This is a genomic window from Pseudonocardia sp. CA-107938 (assembly GCF_050936315.1).
GTDB lineage: Bacteria > Actinomycetota > Actinomycetes > Mycobacteriales > Pseudonocardiaceae > Pseudonocardia.
Window position 1 is genome coordinate 92,553 of the sequence record NZ_JBNJNA010000002.1, and the last position, 17,101, is coordinate 109,653.

The 17,101-nt window shown below is 73.7% G+C and carries 16 protein-coding genes and 1 pseudogene; 4 read left to right on the plus strand and 13 right to left on the minus strand.

Annotation, left to right across the window (positions count from 1 at the left end; translation table 11 throughout):
- Positions 1–10 precede the first annotated feature (10 nt).
- Positions 11–1,102 carry a threonine aldolase family protein gene (locus tag ACQEVB_RS33210; RefSeq protein WP_432981063.1) on the minus strand — a complete coding sequence of 364 codons (1,092 nt, stop codon included), beginning with the start codon at positions 1,100–1,102 and terminating at the stop codon, positions 11–13.
- 83 nt (positions 1,103–1,185) lie between these two features.
- On the opposite strand from ACQEVB_RS33210, the gene ACQEVB_RS33215 reads away from it, so the two are divergent.
- A complete protein-coding gene (locus ACQEVB_RS33215) occupies positions 1,186–2,235 on the plus strand; it encodes a DNA topoisomerase IB (protein WP_432981066.1) in 1,050 nt (349 codons plus the stop codon).
- 5 nt (positions 2,236–2,240) lie between these two features.
- Here ACQEVB_RS33215 and ACQEVB_RS33220 read toward each other — a convergent pair whose 3' ends face one another.
- The 4 genes from ACQEVB_RS33220 to ACQEVB_RS33235 all read right to left on the minus strand — a co-directional run bounded on the left by ACQEVB_RS33220 (position 2,241) and on the right by ACQEVB_RS33235 (position 6,753).
- The gene (locus tag ACQEVB_RS33220) at positions 2,241–3,080 is read right to left on the minus strand and encodes an NAD(P)H-binding protein (protein WP_432981069.1); all 840 of its coding nucleotides are present in this window, start codon (positions 3,078–3,080) and stop codon (positions 2,241–2,243) included.
- Positions 3,081–3,207: 127 nt separating this feature from the next.
- Entirely contained in the window at positions 3,208–4,185 is a 978-nt protein-coding gene (locus ACQEVB_RS33225) for an AsnC family transcriptional regulator (protein WP_432981072.1), read from the minus strand.
- Positions 4,186–4,207: 22 nt separating this feature from the next.
- Positions 4,208–4,636, minus strand: coding sequence for a nitroreductase/quinone reductase family protein (locus tag ACQEVB_RS33230; RefSeq protein WP_432981075.1), 429 nt, complete (start codon positions 4,634–4,636; stop codon positions 4,208–4,210).
- A 23-nt stretch (positions 4,637–4,659) separates the two neighbouring features.
- Positions 4,660–6,753: a RecQ family ATP-dependent DNA helicase gene (locus tag ACQEVB_RS33235; RefSeq protein WP_432981078.1), complete on the minus strand. Its 2,094-nt coding sequence runs from the start codon at positions 6,751–6,753 to the stop codon at positions 4,660–4,662.
- 81 nt (positions 6,754–6,834) lie between these two features.
- Here ACQEVB_RS33235 and ACQEVB_RS33240 point away from each other — a divergent pair, with 81 nt between their 5' ends.
- Entirely contained in the window at positions 6,835–7,479 is a 645-nt protein-coding gene (locus ACQEVB_RS33240) for a nitroreductase family protein (protein ID WP_432981081.1), read from the plus strand.
- 22 nt (positions 7,480–7,501) lie between these two features.
- On the opposite strand, the gene ACQEVB_RS33245 is transcribed toward ACQEVB_RS33240, so the two are convergent.
- Positions 7,502–7,696, minus strand: coding sequence for a hypothetical protein (locus ACQEVB_RS33245; protein WP_432981084.1), 195 nt, complete (start codon positions 7,694–7,696; stop codon positions 7,502–7,504).
- A gap of 265 nt (positions 7,697–7,961) precedes the next feature.
- On the opposite strand from ACQEVB_RS33245, the gene ACQEVB_RS33250 reads away from it, so the two are divergent.
- Positions 7,962–8,834, plus strand: coding sequence for an AAA family ATPase (locus tag ACQEVB_RS33250; protein WP_432985414.1), 873 nt, complete (start codon positions 7,962–7,964; stop codon positions 8,832–8,834).
- Here ACQEVB_RS33250 and ACQEVB_RS33255 read toward each other — a convergent pair.
- The 7 genes and pseudogenes from ACQEVB_RS33255 to ACQEVB_RS33285 all read right to left on the minus strand — a co-directional run bounded on the left by ACQEVB_RS33255 (position 8,831) and on the right by ACQEVB_RS33285 (position 15,481).
- On the minus strand, positions 8,831–9,259 hold the full coding sequence (locus ACQEVB_RS33255; protein WP_432981087.1) for a hypothetical protein: 429 nt from the start codon (positions 9,257–9,259) through the stop codon (positions 8,831–8,833). The genes ACQEVB_RS33250 and ACQEVB_RS33255 overlap by 4 nt on opposite strands.
- A gap of 106 nt (positions 9,260–9,365) precedes the next feature.
- Complete coding sequence (locus ACQEVB_RS33260) at positions 9,366–10,496, minus strand: serine hydrolase domain-containing protein (RefSeq protein ID WP_432981090.1); 1,131 nt, start codon at positions 10,494–10,496, stop codon at positions 9,366–9,368.
- 20 nt (positions 10,497–10,516) lie between these two features.
- Positions 10,517–11,296, minus strand: a complete 780-nt coding sequence (locus ACQEVB_RS33265) for a sigma factor-like helix-turn-helix DNA-binding protein (RefSeq protein WP_432981093.1) — start codon at positions 11,294–11,296, stop codon at positions 10,517–10,519.
- A pseudogene (locus ACQEVB_RS33270) lies at positions 11,269–12,045 on the minus strand (sigma factor); the annotation flags it as partial. The gene ACQEVB_RS33265 and the pseudogene ACQEVB_RS33270, both read right to left, overlap by 28 nt.
- 33 nt (positions 12,046–12,078) lie before the next feature.
- Positions 12,079–13,785, minus strand: coding sequence for a DUF4153 domain-containing protein (locus ACQEVB_RS33275; protein WP_432981096.1), 1,707 nt, complete (start codon positions 13,783–13,785; stop codon positions 12,079–12,081).
- On the minus strand, positions 13,782–14,792 hold the full coding sequence (locus ACQEVB_RS33280; RefSeq protein WP_432981099.1) for a HAMP domain-containing sensor histidine kinase: 1,011 nt from the start codon (positions 14,790–14,792) through the stop codon (positions 13,782–13,784). Before ACQEVB_RS33280 ends, ACQEVB_RS33275 begins: the two co-directional genes overlap by 4 nt.
- A complete protein-coding gene (locus tag ACQEVB_RS33285; RefSeq protein ID WP_432985417.1) occupies positions 14,789–15,481 on the minus strand; it encodes a response regulator in 693 nt (230 codons plus the stop codon). Before ACQEVB_RS33285 ends, ACQEVB_RS33280 begins: the two co-directional genes overlap by 4 nt.
- Before the next feature lie 137 nt (positions 15,482–15,618).
- Between ACQEVB_RS33285 and ACQEVB_RS33290 the strand changes: the two genes are divergently transcribed.
- Positions 15,619–17,052 (plus strand): vWA domain-containing protein, encoded by a 1,434-nt coding sequence (locus tag ACQEVB_RS33290; RefSeq protein WP_432981102.1) that lies wholly within the window; start codon positions 15,619–15,621, stop codon positions 17,050–17,052.
- Positions 17,053–17,101 lie beyond the last annotated feature (49 nt).

Here is a 17,101-nt window from a genome sequence, read left to right on the forward strand (position 1 = left end):
GGCAGTCCTCTCAGCCGAGGGCGACCTTCGCGACGAGTTCCGCAACGTGCACCGGGTCGTGGGCGAGGGCTGTCGTGGTGACGGTGACCTCGCACTGGGCGAAGCCGGGCACCTCGGTCGGGCGCCAGCGGGCGCAGAGGTTGGCGCGTTCCTGCTCCAGGAACGCGAGCAACCGGTCGTTGATCTCCTCGGGGGAGCGGTCGGCGTACAGCACGAACGTGGTGGACTGCGGCACCTCCGGATGCACCCGCAGACCGTTCGCCGCAGCGGCGAAGGTGCGGGCCCACGCCACGCACTCGCCCATGCGCGGCAGCTCGTCGCGCAGCGCCAGCAGCGCGGAGAGCGCGTACGGCGTCATCTGGAACATCTCCCCGCCCTGGCGGCGGCGCCACCGCCGCACGTCGGCCACGACGTCCTCGGCCGCGGCGACGGCGGCTCCCGCGAACGCGCCGAGGCCCTTGTAGAACGACACGTAGACGCTGTCGACGAGCCCGGCGAGATCGGCGAGTGCGCGTCCCTCGTAGAAGGGTGCGACCTCCCACAGCCGCGCGCCGTCGACGTGCAGCGGCACGCCGCGCTCCCGAGCCGCGGTCGAGAGCTCCTGCAGCTCGTCCCAGGTCGGCGCGATGCAGCCGGCCTCCCGCAGCGGCAGCTCGATCATGGCGGCACCCAGATCACCGGTGACGGCCGCGAGGTGCGCCGCCGTCGCGACGGTGCGGCCGGTGGTGAGGTGCTCGAACCGGAAGCCGTGCAGCAGGCGTGGCCCGTCCTGCTCGTGTGTGACGGGATGGGCCAGATCCGGAAGCGCGACCCGCCACGAGCCACGCCGCTCGCACCACACCCGCAGCACCGCCTGCTGGGCCATCGTGCCCGTCGGGAGGAACACCGCAGCCGGCTTCCCGAGCAGCGCTGCGACCCGCGCCTCGAGCAGCTCGACGGCGCCGCCCTCCGCCCCGTACCAGTCGGCCTTCGTGATGCCGAAGTCCGAGCACGCCGCGGCGAGGGCGGAGAACGCCGCTGCAGGGGTGCGCCGGGGACCGCGCAGGACCGACACCGTGCAGGCGTCGGAGGCCGCAGCGAACCGCTCGTCGAAACTCGTCACGGCGCCACTCTTCCAGCACACCCTGCTCGCGGCAGGAGTCGATCTCGTGCTTGATCCTCCCGGATCGGTGGTACTGATCCGATGTGGAGCCTGACGAGATGCCGCCGGGGCTCGTCCGCAGCGATCCGGCCGGCCCCGGGCTGACCCGTCGGCGCCGTGGACGCGGCTTCGGCTACCTCGACGTCGGCGGCGTCGCGATCACCGACGCGGCCGAGATCGCCCGCATCAAGGCGCTGGTCATCCCGCCCGCCTGGCAGGACGTGTGGATCAGCCCGGACCCGGCCGGGCACATCCAGGCCGTCGGCACCGATGCCGCCGGTCGCCGCCAGTACCTCTACCACCCGGACTGGCGGGCGGCTCGGGACAAGGAGAAGTACGACCGCGTGCTGGGGCTCGGCCGGCGCATGCCCCAGGTGCGGCCGGTGATCGCCGAGCGGATGGCCGGGAAGGGGCTGGGCCGCGAACGGGTGCTGGCCGGCGCGCTGCGGATGCTCGACCTCGGAGTCTTCCGGGCCGGTGGCGAGCAGTACGCGCCCGGCGAGGACGACGACGAGGGCACCTTCGGGCTGGCGACGCTGCGCCGCGAGCACGTCCGGCTGCACCGCGGCGCCGTCGAGGTGAGCTACCTCGCCAAAGGAGCGATCGAGCGGACCGTGGCCCTGCGCGACCCTGCGCTGCACCGCATGGTCAACGGGTTGCTGCGCCGCCGCGGCGGGGGTGACGACCTGCTGGCGTACCGGATCGGCAGCACCTGGCACGACGTCACCGCCGACGACCTGAACCTCGCCGTCAAGGAGGTGATCGGGAAGCGGTACACCGCGAAGGACCTGCGGACCTGGAACGCCACCGTGCTCGCCGCGGTGACCCTCGCCGGCGCTGCTGCGGAGGGGATACCGAGCGCGCAGCGCGCCCGGGCACGGGTGGTGAACGCGGCGATCAGCGAGGTGGCCGCGCACCTCGGCAACACCCCCACCGTGGCGCGGGCGTCCTACGTCGATCCGCGCGTGATCGAGCGGTTCGAGGACGGTCGCACCCTGCTGCCCACGTTGCGCCGCAACCACCTCTCCGACCCGCTCGACGACGATGGCCGCGCGGTGCTCGACCGGGCAGTGGTGCGGCTGCTCAAGGACTAGGAGCATCACCCCAGATCGGGGGCGTGCTCGCGCGCCCACTCGGTGAACGGGAGTGGCTCGCGGCCCAGCACCGTGCGCGCCGTGCCCGTCGCTGGGGAGCGGCCGGCCACGGTGCCGGCCGCGATGAAGGCCAATACCGCCTCGACGGTCGAGGCGTCGCCGTAGGCCCCGAACCGTTGCCGCGCCTGGTCCGGGGTCAGCTCGACGACCCGCAGCGGGCGTCCGAGCGCCGCAGCGACGATGTCGACCTGCTGCCGCTGGGTCAGCAGGTCGGGCCCGGTGAGCAGATCGCTGACGGCCGAACCGCCTGCGCCGGTGAGAGCGGCGACGGCCACGGCGGCGATGTCGCGTTCGTGGATCGGGGCCGACCGGGACTCGGGATGCACCAGCTCGACCGTTCCCTCGGCCCGGATCGTCTCCGCCCAGCTCAACGCGTTGTTCGCCAGCACCAGCGGTCGGATCGGCGTCACCGGCAGCCCGGCCGCGGCCAGATCGTCCTCAAGTGCGCGGTGCTCCTCGGTGATCGGGTTGCCCGCCGCCCACGGCAGCAGGACGCTGCCCGAGGACAGCACCACAACATGCCGGATCCCGGCCGCGAGCGCAGCCTTCGCGAACCCCGCGCCGGTGCCCGGCGCCGCGTAGAGGAACACCTGATCGACGCCGTCCAGAGCGGGTTCCAGGGTCTCCGGTCGGGTCAGATCGGCCTCGACGACGTCGACGCCCGGTGGCAGCGCGGCCGTCGACAGGGCGCGGGCCGAGGCGCGGACGGGCTCGCCCGCGGCCAGCAGACCGGCGACGACGTGCCGCCCGACCGCGCCCCGCGCGCCAATGACCAACGTGGACATGACATGACCTCCAGCCGGCCGGCGAGGACCGGCCACGGCAGCGAGCGTTGCCGCCTGCTGCCGTCGACAGCGCGTCAGCGGCCGAGGGTCGAGCGCTTTCGACACCGGAGCACCCGTCGCGGTCGTTTCACGACATCCGATGCGGGCGGAGCACCGTCGTGGCGGCCTTGACCGTGCGCAGCACCGGCACGCTCGACACGGCCTCGATGCCGGCGACGCTCGGCACCGTCGTGGTCAGGTAGCGGAACGTCGCCTCGACGTCGGGCATCGGGACGGCCGCGAAGAGGTTGCTGCTGCCGGTGGTGGCGGCCGCGAAGGCGACCTCGGGATGGCCCGCGAGTGCGGCCCCGGCGGCCAGCAGGTGGCGCGGGCCGACGGTCAACCACAGGAGGGTCTGCACGGGGAGATCGAGCACCTCCATCTCGACGTCGACATCGAGGTGCAGCACCCCGGCGGTGCGCAGCTCGGCCAGCCGGCGTCGGGCGGTCACCGTGGACGTGCCCGCGGCCGCCGCCAGCCGCTCGGTGCTGGTGCGGCCGTCGAGGCGGAGGAGGTCGAGCAGGGCCCGGTCGACGCCGTCGATGCGACTGGGGAGCGTCGGATCGACGGCCGGGAGGTGGCGGGCGAGCTGGTCGACCTGGGCGGCGGAGAGCGGTCCGCGCTTGCTGTACGGCTCTCCGACACCGCCGTAGAACACGTGCAGCACGCGGTCGGCGCGCACGTCGAGCAGGTGCCGGGTGCGCGGCAATGCGTCCAGCAGGAGCGGCTGCACGCCGTCGCCGTAGACGGTGCAGACGATCTCCGTGCCGCCCGCGCACAGGCAGATCCAGCTGGTGTCGGCGCGGCGGGCCAGCGCCGCTGCGATGTCGGCCGCTGCCTCGGGCAGCGCGCGGATGCGCACCATCCACTGGACCTCGCCCGTCCGGTGCGGGGTGGTGAGGCCCACAACCCGTAGGCCGTGGTCGCGGCGCAACCGCGCGTAGCGGCGGGCCGCTGTCTGGTCCGACACGCCCAGCACCTCGCCGATCCGGCGGAACGGTGCGCGCCCGTCGACGTGCAGGGCGTGGATCAGCGCCCGGTCGAGCTCGTCCGGCCGCGGTGCCACACGCGCACGTTACCGGCGATGATCAGGCCGGACTGAGCAGGACCAGCGGGATCTCGCGCTGGGTGCGCTTCTGGTAACCGGCGTAGTTGGTGAAACTGGTCGCGATCTTCGGCCACATCCGGGCCCGCTCCTCCGGTGTGGCGACCCGCGCGCTCCACCGCTGCTTGGGCGCGCCCTTGATGGAGACCTCGACCTCGGGGTTGTCGCGCAGGTTGAGGAACCACGCCGGGTGGTGGTCGTCGCCGCCGCGGGAGGCCACGACCACGTAGGTGTCACCTTCCTGCAGGGGCGAGGTGAGCATCACCGCGCGCGGCTGACCGGACTTGCGACCGATCGTGGTGAGCTCCAGGACGGGCATCCCGGCAACGACCTGACCCACCTTTCCGCCGGTTGCCGTCAGCAGCAGCCGGTGGATCCCGTTCATCGCCTTGAGCGCGAGGTCGTGTGGCATGACAACACCTTACTCCGGGTAACTTAACCTCGTTGGGCAAGTGCGAGCGGAAGAACAGCAGTGGCGCCCGCGAGGCGCAGCGCGCGGGCGGCGACCGTCACCGTCCAGCCCGTGTCGATCACGTCGTCGACGAGCAGCACCGGTCCGGCCGGCACGGCGAACCCCGGCTCCGCGAAAGCGCCCCAGACGGCCGCCAGCCGCTGCGCGGAGTTGGCGTGCGCCTCGGGCCGCGGGCCGACCGGCTCCAGCATCCCCAGCAGCGGCAACCGGCCGATCTCGGCGATCCGCCGGGCGAGGTGCTCCAGCTGGTGCGGACGGGTGCGCGAGCCGATCCCGACCACGCCGACGGGTCGCTCCGCCCAGCCCCACCCTGCGAGCACGCGCACCACGGCGTCGAGCACGTCCTTGCCCACCGGCTGGTCAGGGGTGTCCGGACCGACGAGCTCGCGCAGCCGGGTGCCCCAACCGATGTCGGACAGCCGCCCGACGACGCGGCCGCTCTCGGCGACCTCGCCCGCCTTGATCCGCCCCGACGCGGGCACGTCGAGCTCGGCCATGCCGCTCGGCCACTGCTTGCGCGGCGGCACCTCCACGCCGGGCCGGTTGATCCGCTCACCCGCCGCGGCTTCCACGGCGGCGTCGACGTCGGCGCGCCAGGCCGGGCCGGCGCAGTTGTCGCAGCGGCCGCAGGGAGCCGGATCGGGATCGTCGAGCTGGCGGCGCAGGAACTCCAGCCGGCACATGTCGGTGGCCAGGTAGTCGAGCATCGCCTGCTGCTCTGCCTTGCGGGCCACCGCGATGCGGCGGTGGCGCTCCTCGTCGTAGAACCACTCCTGGCCGGTCGCGAGCCAGCCGCCCTTCACCCGGCGGACGGCGCCGTCGGAGTCGAGCACCTTGAGCAGCATCTCCAGCCGGGTGCGGGAGAGGTCGACGCGGGTCTCGATCGCCGCGGTGGAGAGCGGCTCCACGGTGTCGAGCACCTTGAGCGTCTGGCGGACCAGGTGCTCGGGCGGGAACGCGAGGGAGGCGAAGTAGGCCCAGATGTCGCGGTCCTCGTGGCCGGGCAGCAGAACCACCTCGGCCCGTTCCACCGCGCGGCCCGCGCGGCCGATCTGCTGGTAGTAGGCCACCGGCGAGGACGGGGCACCGAGGTGGACGACGAACCCGAGGTCGGGCTTGTCGAACCCCATGCCCAGCGCCGACGTGGCGACCAGCGCCTTGACCCGGTTGCCGAGCAGGTCGGCCTCCGCGGCCAGCCGCTCCTCCGGATCGGTCTTGCCGGTGTACGCCGCGACCGGATGGCCGCGCTCGCGCAGGAACTCCGCCACCTCCTCGGCGGCGGCGATCGTGAGCGTGTAGACGATGCCGGCACCCGGCAGCGTGTCGAGCATCGCCGCCAGCCACGCCAACCGCTGCGCGGGCGTGCGCAGGGACACCACGGCGAGCCGCAGGCTCTCCCGGTCGAGCGAGCCGCGCAGCACCAGCGGCTCGCCCGCTTGCAGCCCCAGCTGCTCGGTGACGTCGACGACCACGCGGTCGTTCGCCGTGGCCGTGGTGGCGAGGACGGGGATGCCCTCGGGCAGCTCGGCGATGAGGTTGCGCAGGCGCCGGTAGTCGGGCCGGAAGTCGTGGCCCCAGTCGGACACGCAGTGCGCCTCGTCGACGACGAGCATGCCGGCGCTCGCGGTGAGCCGGGGGAGCACCCGGTCGCGGAAGTCGGGGTTGTTGAGGCGCTCCGGCGACAGCAGCAGGACGTCGACCTCGCCGGCGTCGATCGCCGCGTAGGTCTGCTGCCACTCGCCGACGTTGGCCGAGTTGACGGTGACCGCGCGGATGCCCGCCCGCTCGGCGGCCTCGATCTGGTTGCGCATGAGCGCCAGCAGCGGCGACACGATCACGGTCGGCCCGGCACCCGCGGCCCGCAGCAGGGCGGTGGCCACGAAGTACACGGCCGACTTGCCCCACCCCGTGCGCTGCACGACCAGCGCCCGGCGGCGCTCGGCGACGAGGGCGTGGATGGCGGTCCACTGGTCCTCCCGCAGGCGGGCGCCGTGCCCGGCGAGCGTGGCCAGCACCTCTTCGGCCCGGGTGCGGAGATCGGTGGTGGCGCTGGTCATGCCCCCATGGTGGCCGAACCCCCCGACAGTTCCTCGACGGCCCCCGTGACCTGCGCTGGGGTCGCACTACGGTGGAGGGCCATGGACACTGCGGCGACCGACCACCTCCTGAGCACCACCCGTTCGGTCCGGCTGAAGCTGGACCTCGAGCGCCCCGTGGAGGACGAGGTGCTGGCGGACTGCCTGCGGCTGGCCGTGCAGGCCCCCACGCCGGGCGGAGCCGAGACGTGGCGCTGGCTCGTCGTGCGCGACCGGGAGGTCAAGAACGCGCTCGGTGCTCTGTTCCGCCAGGTCGGCGAGGAGTACCTGCGACAGGGCCTGGCGCGGGCCGGCGGCGCGGACGCCCCGCCGCAGGTGCAGCGGATGGTGCGGTCGGGGCAGCACCTGATCGACGTCATCGAGCGGGTGCCCGTGCTCGTCGTGCCCTGCGTGCAGGGCGTACCGAGCGGCGGCAACGAGGAGCTCTCCGTCTTCTACGGCGGCATCTTCCCGGCTGTCTGGGGCTTCCAGCTGGCGCTGCGCTCGCGCGGGCTGGGGTCGACGTTGACCAGCTACCACCTCCAGCACGAGCAGGAGGCGGCGCGCATCCTGGGCGTGCCCGACGGCGTGACGCAGGTCGGCCTGCTGCCCGTCGCCTACACGACGGTGTCGGACTTCAAGCCGGCACGCCGCCGTCCCGTCCCGGAGATCGCGTTCCTCGACAAGTGGGGCACCCCGCTCTCCTGATCGGTAAGAGTTCGCGTACTGATCAGGCCTCCCGCGCGAGGTCGTCCATCAGCTCGCCTGCGATGCGGAGGAGCTGGACCTCCGCGGGGGTGCGCCCGGCGAGTGCCCTGGCGAGCCACGCGTCGCGCTGCGCCATGTCGGCGACGAGGGCGGCCCGCCCGCGCTCGGCGAGACGCTCGCACGGCTCTCGGAGATCGCGGGACTGCTGCGAGCGCACCGCCGGCTCGTGCGGTGGGGGGCGAGTGCGCGGCCCGCACCCCGCCGACTCGGTCGACGCGCTGCTCGCATGCAGCGAGACCACGGGTGCAGCGCCTGCGGCGGCCCGGACTGCGCCGCGGGATGCGCGCGCCCGACGGGCACCTCTCGCCCCGGTTCGGGGAGCTGCCACACCTGTTGCGGCCGGCGCCGACCGAGGTGTGACCGCCGTCTCTCGCGCGGAACGGGCTGGTGGGCGGCAGTATGTCGAGGTGACCGACCGTTCGATGGCGCCGCAGTCTCCCCAGTTCGGCTCCGTCGCGGACGTGGCCGAACGGCTGGCCGGTGTCGGCTACCTCGCCTCGACCGCCGTCGCCACCACCGTTTACCTCGCCGACCGCCTCGGCAAGCCGCTGCTGGTCGAGGGGCCGGCCGGCGTGGGGAAGACCGAGCTGGCGAAGGCCGTCGCCGCGGCCACGGGCTCCGGACTCGTGCGGCTGCAGTGCTACGAGGGCATCGACGAGGCCCGAGCGCTCTACGAGTGGAACCACGCCAAGCAGCTGCTGCGCATCACCGCGGGCAAGCAGGGCGAGTCGTGGGACCAGACCCGCGACGACGTCTTCAGCGAGGAGTTCCTGCTGCCGCGGCCGCTGCTCACCGCGATCCGGCGCACCGACCCGACCGTGCTGCTCGTCGACGAGATCGACAAGGCCGACGTGGAGGTCGAGGGTCTCCTCCTGGAGGTCCTCTCCGACTTCCAGGTGACCGTGCCGGAGATGGGCACGATCACGGCCGTGCGCAGGCCCATCGCGGTGCTCACGTCGAACTCGACGCGGGAGCTGTCCGAAGCGCTCAAGCGGCGCTGCCTGTTCCTGCACCTCGACTTCCCCGACGCCGAGCTGGAACGGCGCATCGTGGCGTCACGGGTGCCGGAGCTGGCCGACGCGCTCGTCGACGCGCTGGTGCGCACGGTCCGCGTGCTGCGCGGGCTGGAGCTGCGGAAGTCCCCGTCCGTCGCGGAGACGATCGACTGGGGCCGCACGCTCCTCGCCCTCGGCCTTGACACGCTCGACGACGAGGCCGTGCGGGCCACGCTCGGTGTGGTGCTGAAGCACCAGAGCGACACGACGAAGGCGGCGACGGAACTCCGGCTCAACTAGAGCAGGACGTCGCACACCGCGACGATCGGGGAGAGGACCGTCTGCAGCAGCGGGGGTCCGGTCCGGCCGAGCGTGGCGCACAGCCCGCCGGAGGCAGGGGCGATCGGCACCGGTTGCGGTACTGCGGCGGGCGGGGCGGGGGCGCGACCGCCCGTCACCACCGACCGGACGACCGGCGCGGAAGCCGTGCCGCGGCTGGGCGTCGCACCCTGGATGGCACCGCCCGGGACGGCCGCGGCCGGCGCAGGTCGACTGCAGCACTCCGCCCGGCTGGACGCAGCCCCGACCGGCGCGCCGAGCTGGTCGAACCCGGCAAGGGCGCGGCCGCCCACGGATGTGATCGCCAAACCGAGCCCGGCGACGATGGCGACCGCGAGGAGCAGCACGAGCAGGGTGCCGCCCCGGCGGGAGATCGGCTCGTCCACGAGCAACCACCACCTTCGCCGGCGCCGGGTCCGGCGCGGTGGTGCGAGCGTAGGTGCCGCCCGGTCCGTGACCAGCGGTTCCACCCGAAGGTGGGCATTTCCCGGCTCAGGTCAGGCAGCTCTGCACCACCTGCACGTACGCCGCGGACCGGTCCGAACCGATGATCCCCGGCGCCATCCGGTTCATGACGTAGCTGACGGTTGTGCGGGAGTCGAGGTCGGCGATCGTCAACGACCCGCCCCAGCCGCCCCAATACAGCGCGCGCCCCTGCGGCACGTACGGGACCGTCTGCGACTCGGGGAGGGCGAAACCGATGCCGAACCGCAGCGGTACCCCGAGCACGAGGTCGACGCCGTGGCTCTGCTCCTCGAGGGTCAGCGCGATGGTCTCCGGGGAGAGCAGACGCACGCCGTCGACCGTGCCGTCGAGGGCCAGCGCCTTGAGGATGCGGTTGAGCGAGCGGGCGTTGCCGTGCCCGTTCAGCGCCCCGAGCTCGGCCTTCCGCCACGCGTCGGTGTTGGCGGCGTCGGCGCTCGCCGCCGGGCCGGTGAACGTCTTGAACGCGACGCTGTCCGGCGGGATCTCCAGCGCCAACGGCGGCGGCGGGACGACGGGCGCGATGCGGGCCGGGTCGACGTCGCGGGCGCCGATGCTGAAGTCCGCGCCGACCGGGCCCGCGATCTCCTCGGCCACGAACGCCGTCAGCGACCTGCCGTCGGTGCGCCGGATCAGCTCGCCGAGCAGGTGCCCCTGGTTCTGCGCGTGGTAGCCGGACGCGGTGCCCGGCGCCCACCACGGAGCCTGCGCGGCGAGCCGTTTCGTGGCGCCCTCTGTGTCGTACATGTCCTCGACCTGGAACGGCTGGTCCCAGCCGGAGACCCCGGAGGTGTGGGAGAGCAGGTGCCGCACCTCCACCGCGTCCTTGCCGTTCGCGGCGAACTCCGGCCAGTACCGCGCGACGGGCGCGTACGGGTCGAGCAGGCCCCGGTCGACGAGCATCAACACGGCGAGCGCGGTGACCATCTTCGTCGACGACCACACGTTGACGACGGTGTCCGCGCCCCACGGGGTGCGCCGATCTGCGTCCTGCCACCCGCCCCAGATGTCCACGACGACGTGCCCGTCGACGTCGACGACGATGGCCGCGCCCAGCTCCTCCTCGGCGGCCAGTCGGGCGGCCAACTCGTCGCGCACCGCGTCGAACGCGGGATCGTTCCGTCCCTGCACCTCGGTCATGCCGGCCACGCTATGCCCGATCATCGCGATCCGAACAGCCCGACGTGCGACTCCCCGAGGAACGAGACGATCCCGCGTATCCGTCCGTCGTGGACGTCCAGTGCCGTGACGGACCAGGGCTCGAACGCGCTGCTGGTCCCCGAGCGGTGGCAGACGACGGCCGGCAGGCTGTTGGCCCACGTCAACCTCGTGCGCCATGCTCCGCAGGACCCGCTGAACGGGACCGCCCGCGCGAACGCAGCGACGTCGTCCCGACCCGCGTACCAGGAGGCCAGCGGCGGCATCGACCAGGTGATGTCGGCGGCGAGCAGCGCGACGAGCGCGTCGGCGTCCCCGCGCTCCAGAGCGTCGGCGAAGGCGGCGGCGACAACCCGCCGGCGCGGATCCGGTGTCGGCGCGACCGTCGGGCCGGCGGCAGCTCCCGCCCGCTGCAGCGCGCTCGCCACCGCGACCGGGGACGTCGCCATCGCGTCCGCCACGTCCGCCACGGTGAACCCGACCACCTCCACCAGCAGCAACGCCGCCCGCTGGTTGGGCGGCAGGTGCTGCAGGGCAGCCACGTACGCCAGCTCGACGGCCTCCCGCTGCTCGTAGTGCTCGTCGGGATGCGGGCCGAGCCATGCCACGTCGGTGCGCGGCGCTGCGTCGAGCACGACGGTGGGGCTGGCCGGGCCGAGGTCGACGGGCAGCGCGCGGCGGCGCCGGCTCCGCGCCGCGTCGATGCAGCTGTGCGTCGCGATCGCGTAGAGCCACACGAGCGCAGCGAGCCGCGGCCGGCGAAGCCGGACAGGCCCCGCCACGCCCGCACCAGCGCCTCCTGCAGAGCGTCGTCGGCGTCGTGGACGGAGCCGAGCATGCGGTAGCAGTGGGCGTGGAGCTCGTCCCGCAACGGTGCCACGAGCTCGGTGAACGCGGCGTCCGGCGCTCGATCCACACCGGCTCCTCTCAACAGCGCTCCCGCAGCGCCGCCACGCCGTCGCCGGTGAGGTCGGCGAGGTGGGCGGGGCGACCGGTCATCCCCATGATCAGGGCGATCGTCGGACCGTTCACGGCCGGCCCGGTGCCGGTGGTGAACGCAGAGTCCGTGGCGGCGAGGCGCAACCCGGCGATCCAGCTGCGCGCGGGCACCGCCAGGTCGGTGGCGGCGTAGAACTCGGCGGCCCGCAGCAGCACGCCGTCCGGGTAGCTGCGCGGCACGCCGAGCGGGCGGCGGATGTCCTCGGCGTGAACCACCGTCTCGGCCAGCATGAACTCGGCGCTGCCGCGGCGGCCGAGCGGAGTGGTGGTGCGGCCGGTGGCGCAGCACGCCGGCGAACCAGCGCGGGAACGTCAGCGTCGCGCCCGATGTCAGATGTGCCACCACCTCGCGTACGGACAGGCCGGCGCACAGCGACGGTGTCGCCCAGGCCGCGACCGGCAGGCCGGCCAGGTCCGCGGCCAGGGCTGCCCGCTCAGCATGGACGAGCGGCCAGGTGGTGCTCATGTGATCCTCCGTGCGACAGGGAGACGACGACTCACCGATACGGCGTCGGCCGCACCGCGACGGCATCGCTGAGTGTCGGAGGTCACAACGGAGGCCACCTCAGTCTCGGTACGAGGGCACCACCACCTTCGGGTCGGTGCACGCCGGCACCGGCTGCGCGCCGGCCCGTGCGCGAGCGAGGTTGGCGCTGCGCCAGTCGTCGCCCGGCACGTCCCGCAGGATCTCTGCGCGGATGCAGGAGCGCACCGGATCGGCCAGCTGCTCCAGCGGACCGAGCGCGTCGGCGGAGAGCGTCGAGAGGTAGTGGGCGTCGAGCTTCCCCGACACCGCGAACCGCTCGACGTTCTCCTGGGCGACGAACCGCTCGGGGTCCAGCACTGCGAGCGCCAGCAGTGCCGCCACGCCGGTGCCCACCATCGCCCGCGTCGGGATGCGGTCCCGCAGCCGCAGCACCGACCACGTGACCAGCACGAATGCCACGCCGAGCCACAGCTCGACCGTGAGCACCACCAGCCGCTGCACGGTGTGCCCGTAGGCCTGCTGGTAGAGCACCATGCGGTGCGTCGCCGACGCCACCACCAGCAACGTGAGGATCGTGAGCGCGGTGAGCAGGCCGCGCTTGGCCCGCCGCTGCAGCGCGGTCTCGACCGGCGCGAACCGGGCAGCCGCGATGATCACCAGTAGGGCCAGCACGGTGACCCACAGCAGCTGCCAGAACCCGCCCCGGGCGTACTCGGCGTAGGTGATGCCGGCCGTGGCCTGCACGTACGCGTCGCCGGCGAACATCGTGGTGACCGTGACGGCGAGGAAGCCGGCGAACAGCACCACGAGGAACCCGACCGGGATCGTCCACTCCAGGCCGCTCAGCCGCCGCCGTGCCATAGGTGCCGGCGGACGTGGCGCCGACGCGCTCAGGAAGCAGGTGCCGGCCATCCCGGCGGCGCCGAAGGCCGCCAGGACGAACCAGCGCACGGCGCCGTCGTCGATCCTGGGGGTGAGGCCCTCCACCAACTTGCCGAACACCGGATCGGCCGAGGCCAGCAGCCCGCCGAAGACGAGCAGCAGCAATGCCCCCGCGGCCACGGCCACCCCGACGCGGACCGCACGGCGCAGGTCGGTGCGCTCGGTGGCGGACTTGCCGAACCACGGCACCGCGCGGCACGCCGCCAGCGCGAGCGTGGCCGCGGCGGCCAGCACCCCGCGTCCGGAACGGCCGACGATCGCCAGCGTGCCCGTGCCGAACGCCGCGAGCAGGCACAGCACGCCGAGCCACTCCGCGGCCCGCACCGCGCACACCGCGGCCAGGGCGACGGTCGCCGCCGTCCACCACACGCCCTCCGGCGTGATGCGCCGGTGCCGCCACTCGACGGCGAGCGTCGCCGCCACCCCCACCAGAGCGGTCACCAGCCAGCCCAGCCCGGGCCGACCTTCCGGCACGGCACCGGCCGTGGTCAGCGCCATGATCGCGGTGCCCGCCACCATCGCCACCGACGGTGGCGCTGCCGGCACGGGCCATCGGTCACCGAACAGCGGCGGTACGGGCTGCGGCGGCAGCGGCGGCGCCATCGGCCGCATCGGACCCATCGGCGGCACGGGACCCATCGGAGCCATTGGCGCCTCGCCCGGCCGCTCCACCATCACGGTGCGACCAGCCGCGGCCCGGACCGCGGCAGCGTGGCCGGACGTCACCGGCTCCGCGCCGGCCAGCCGCTTCGCCGCGCGCCCCTCCTCGGTGTTCGTGGTCGGTGCACCGGCCGCCCCCGTCGCGTCGGCCGGTGCACCGCCCGTCTTCTCGTCGCCGGTCATGCCGCACCCGGCAGCGTCACGCGGATCCGGCACCCCGGTCCGACCGTGGACTCGTCGTTGGCCAGCACGGCGATGCTGCCGGCGTGCAGGTCCACCACCCAGTGCGCGATGGACAGGCCCAGCCCGGTGCCGCCGCCGCCCGGTCGCTCCCCGCGGGTGAAGCGGTGGAACACGCGGGTGCGCTCCTCCGGCGCGATCCCCGGCCCTTCGTCTCGGACTTCCAGCACGAGTTCCTCCCCCTCCGCACGAGCGGTGACCCGTACGTCGCTGCCGGGCGGTCCGTGCCGCGCGGCGTTGTCCAGCAGGTTGACCACGACCTGGTGCAGGCGGGCACGGTCGGCGTAGGCCGTCGTGCCGGGTGGCACGTCGACCGTGAAGTGGATGCGGCGGCCGGCGACGTCGCTCGCCACCCGCACCTCCGCCACTGCCTCCTCGAGCATCGGGGCGAGCGCGAACTCCTCGCGGTCGAGCGTGAGCGCCCCTGCGTCGATGCGCGAGAGGTCCAGCAGTTCGGTGACCAGCCGGCCCAGCCGCTGGGTCTGCACGAGTGCGGTCTGCATCGTCTCCCGGTCGGGCGCCGCGATCCCGTCGACGACGTTCTCCAGCACCGCGTGCAGCGCGGCGATCGGAGTGCGCAGCTCGTGCGAGACGTTGGCGATGAGGTCGCGGCGCTGCTGGTCGGCTGCGGCCAGGTCGGCCGCCATCTGGTTGAACGCGGCCGCGAGCTGACCGACCTCGTCGCGCGAGGTGGCCCGTACCCGGCGGCTGTAGTCGCCCCGTGCCATCGCGCGCGCGGCTGCGGTCATCTCCCGCAGCGGCCGCGTCATCCCGTGGGAGAGCAGCAGAGCCGTCCCGATGACGATCACGAGCGCGATCAGGACGGTCAGCAGCGGCGGAACCCAGCGGTAGATGCTGTAGAGGTAGGCGACGCCGGCGGCCCCCGAGAGGAGGAGCAGCACGCTCATCTTCAGCTTGATGGAGCTGAGCGGGTCCAGCGGTCGGATCATGTCGGCTCCCCGTCCACCTCGAGCGCGTACCCCACGCCGTGCACCGTGCGGATCAGGTCGGCGCCCAGCTTGCGGCGCAGCGCCTTCACATGGCTGTCGACGGTGCGCGTGCCCGACGCCACCGTCCAGCCCCACACCTTGGCCAGCAGCGCCTCCCGCGCCAGCACCTGCCGCGGGTGCGCTGCGAGCTGGCTGAGGAGGTCGAACTCGATCGGCGTGAGGTGCGCGGGCGTGCCCCCTCTGCGCACCCGCCGTTCCGCCGGATCGATCTCCAGGTCGCCCAGCACGATCCGCTCTGCCGGGCCAGCAGTGGCTTCTGCGGCGGCTTCTGCGGTGCGGTCGACCCGGCGGAACAGCGCGTGCACCCGAGCGGCCAGCTCGCGGATGGAGAACGGCTTGGTCAGGTAGTCGTCGGCGCCGACGGCGAGCCCGACGAGCAGATCGGTCTCGGCGTCGCGGGCGGTGAGCATGATGATCGGGATCGGCCGCTCCGCGTGGATGCGTCGGCACACCTCCAGGCCGTCGAACCCGGGGAGCATGACGTCGAGCACCACCAGGTCGGGCGGCGCCGCGGCCACCTGCGCCATCGCCCCCGGCCCGTCGTGCGCGACGTCGACTGTGAAGCCCTCGGCGCGCAGCCGGGCCGCGACGGACGCGGCGATGGTCGGCTCGTCGTCGACGACGAGCACCCGCCGGGTCACGCTGCCTGCGCTGGTCACGGGCTTGACGATAGGGCCGGGCGTGGGGTACCGGTGCGGAGGAACTGTGAAGATCCTGTGCGGGTCGGCCGGTGCGCCAGGGGCGCCCGCCGAGGCATGATGCGGTGGTGGACACCGCGGCGCGGCTCGCGCACGACCACGGCCTGCCCGGGCACCTGGTCGACTTCGTGGCAGCGCTGCGCCGTGCCGACGTGCCCGTCGGGCCGGGGGAGACGGTGGCGGCCGCGCAGGTCGTCGGCGCGCTGGACCTGCTGCATCGCGAGCACCTCCGGGAAGGGCTCGCCGCGGCGCTGCTGCGCCGCTCCGGCCAGCGGCAGGCCTTCGACACGCTGTTCGACCTGTACTTCCCGGCCGCGATCGGCGCCGGCACGGGCGAGGTCGACGTGCCGCGGGTGGGTGACGCCCCGGACGCGCCCGTCGACGTCGATCGCCTGCGCGCCCAGCTGGCCGAGCTCCTCCGCGACGGCGACGACGCGGCACTGGCCGCGCTGGCCAGGGCGGTGATCGACGCGCTCGGCACGGCAGGGGCCGCCGGCACCGGGATCCGCGGGCAGAGCGGCCAGCCGTCCTGGTCGGCCTACCAGGCGCTGCGCCTGCTGTCCCCGGAGACGCTGCTCGCGCAGATCCTGGCCGCGCTGCGCGAGGAGCACGGCGACGAGGGCGAGTTCGCCGACGAGATGCGCCGCCGCGAGATCCGCGACCGGATCGCGCGGTTCCGCGAGATCGTCACCGCGGAGGTGCGCCGCCGCACCGCGGAGCAGAAGGGCCGCGAGCAGGTCGAGAAGACCGCGGTGCCCAAGCAGATCGAGGAGGTCGAGTTCCTCTCCGCCTACGCCGACCAGCTCGCCGCGCTGCGCCGCACCGTGCACCCGCTGGCGCGCCGGTTGGCGAGCCGGCTGGCCGTGCGCCGCAAGCACGCCAAGCGCGGCAGCCTGGACATGCGGCGCACGCTGCGCCGGTCGATGTCCACGGGCGGGGTGCCGATGCGCCCGGCGTGGCGCACCCGACGTCCCGGCCGCCCCGAGCTCGTGGTGCTCTGCGACGTGTCCGGCTCGGTCGCCGGGTTCAGTCACTTCACGCTGCTGCTGGTGCAGGCGCTGCGCGAGCAGTTCTCGAAGGTGCGGGTCTTCGCGTTCATCGAGCGGGCCGACGAGGTGACGCACCTGTTCAGCCCGGGCGCGGAGCTGTCGGGGGTGATGCAGCGCGTGCTGCGCGAGGCCGACCTCGTCGCGTTCGACGGGCACAGCGACTACGGCGGGGCATTCGGCACCTTCGCCGAGCAGTGGGGCGAGGCCGTCACGTCGAAGACGTCGCTGCTGATCCTCGGCGACGGGCGCACCAACTACCGCGACGCGAACCTGACGGTGCTGCGCCGGCTCACCGGTGTGGCGCGGCACGCGCACTGGCTCAACCCGGAGCCCCGGCGCCAGTGGGGTGCCGGTGACTCGGCGGCGTTGAAGTACGCCGACGTGCTCCCGATGCACGAATGCCGCACGGCGGCGCAGCTCGCCGACGTGGTGGAGGCGCTGCTCCCTGTCTGAACGGGCGCGGCTGTGGTTCAATCGGCGCCCCCACCGGCCCCGTTCGAGG

Coding starts and splice junctions, on each gene's coding strand:
- ACQEVB_RS33240 (WP_432981081.1), top strand. CDS start 6,835: ATGGACACTGCGGCGACCGACCACCTCCTGAGCACCACCCGTTCGGTC.
- ACQEVB_RS33280 (WP_432981099.1), bottom strand. CDS start 14,792: ATGATCCGACCGCTGGACCCGCTCAGCTCCATCAAGCTGAAGATGAGC.
- ACQEVB_RS33235 (WP_432981078.1), bottom strand. CDS start 6,753: ATGACCAGCGCCACCACCGATCTCCGCACCCGGGCCGAAGAGGTGCTG.
- ACQEVB_RS33275 (WP_432981096.1), bottom strand. CDS start 13,785: ATGACCGGCGACGAGAAGACGGGCGGTGCACCGGCCGACGCGACGGGG.
- ACQEVB_RS33230 (WP_432981075.1), bottom strand. CDS start 4,636: ATGCCACACGACCTCGCGCTCAAGGCGATGAACGGGATCCACCGGCTG.
- ACQEVB_RS33250 (WP_432985414.1), top strand. CDS start 7,962: ATGGCGCCGCAGTCTCCCCAGTTCGGCTCCGTCGCGGACGTGGCCGAA.
- ACQEVB_RS33220 (WP_432981069.1), bottom strand. CDS start 3,080: ATGTCCACGTTGGTCATTGGCGCGCGGGGCGCGGTCGGGCGGCACGTC.
- ACQEVB_RS33260 (WP_432981090.1), bottom strand. CDS start 10,496: ATGACCGAGGTGCAGGGACGGAACGATCCCGCGTTCGACGCGGTGCGC.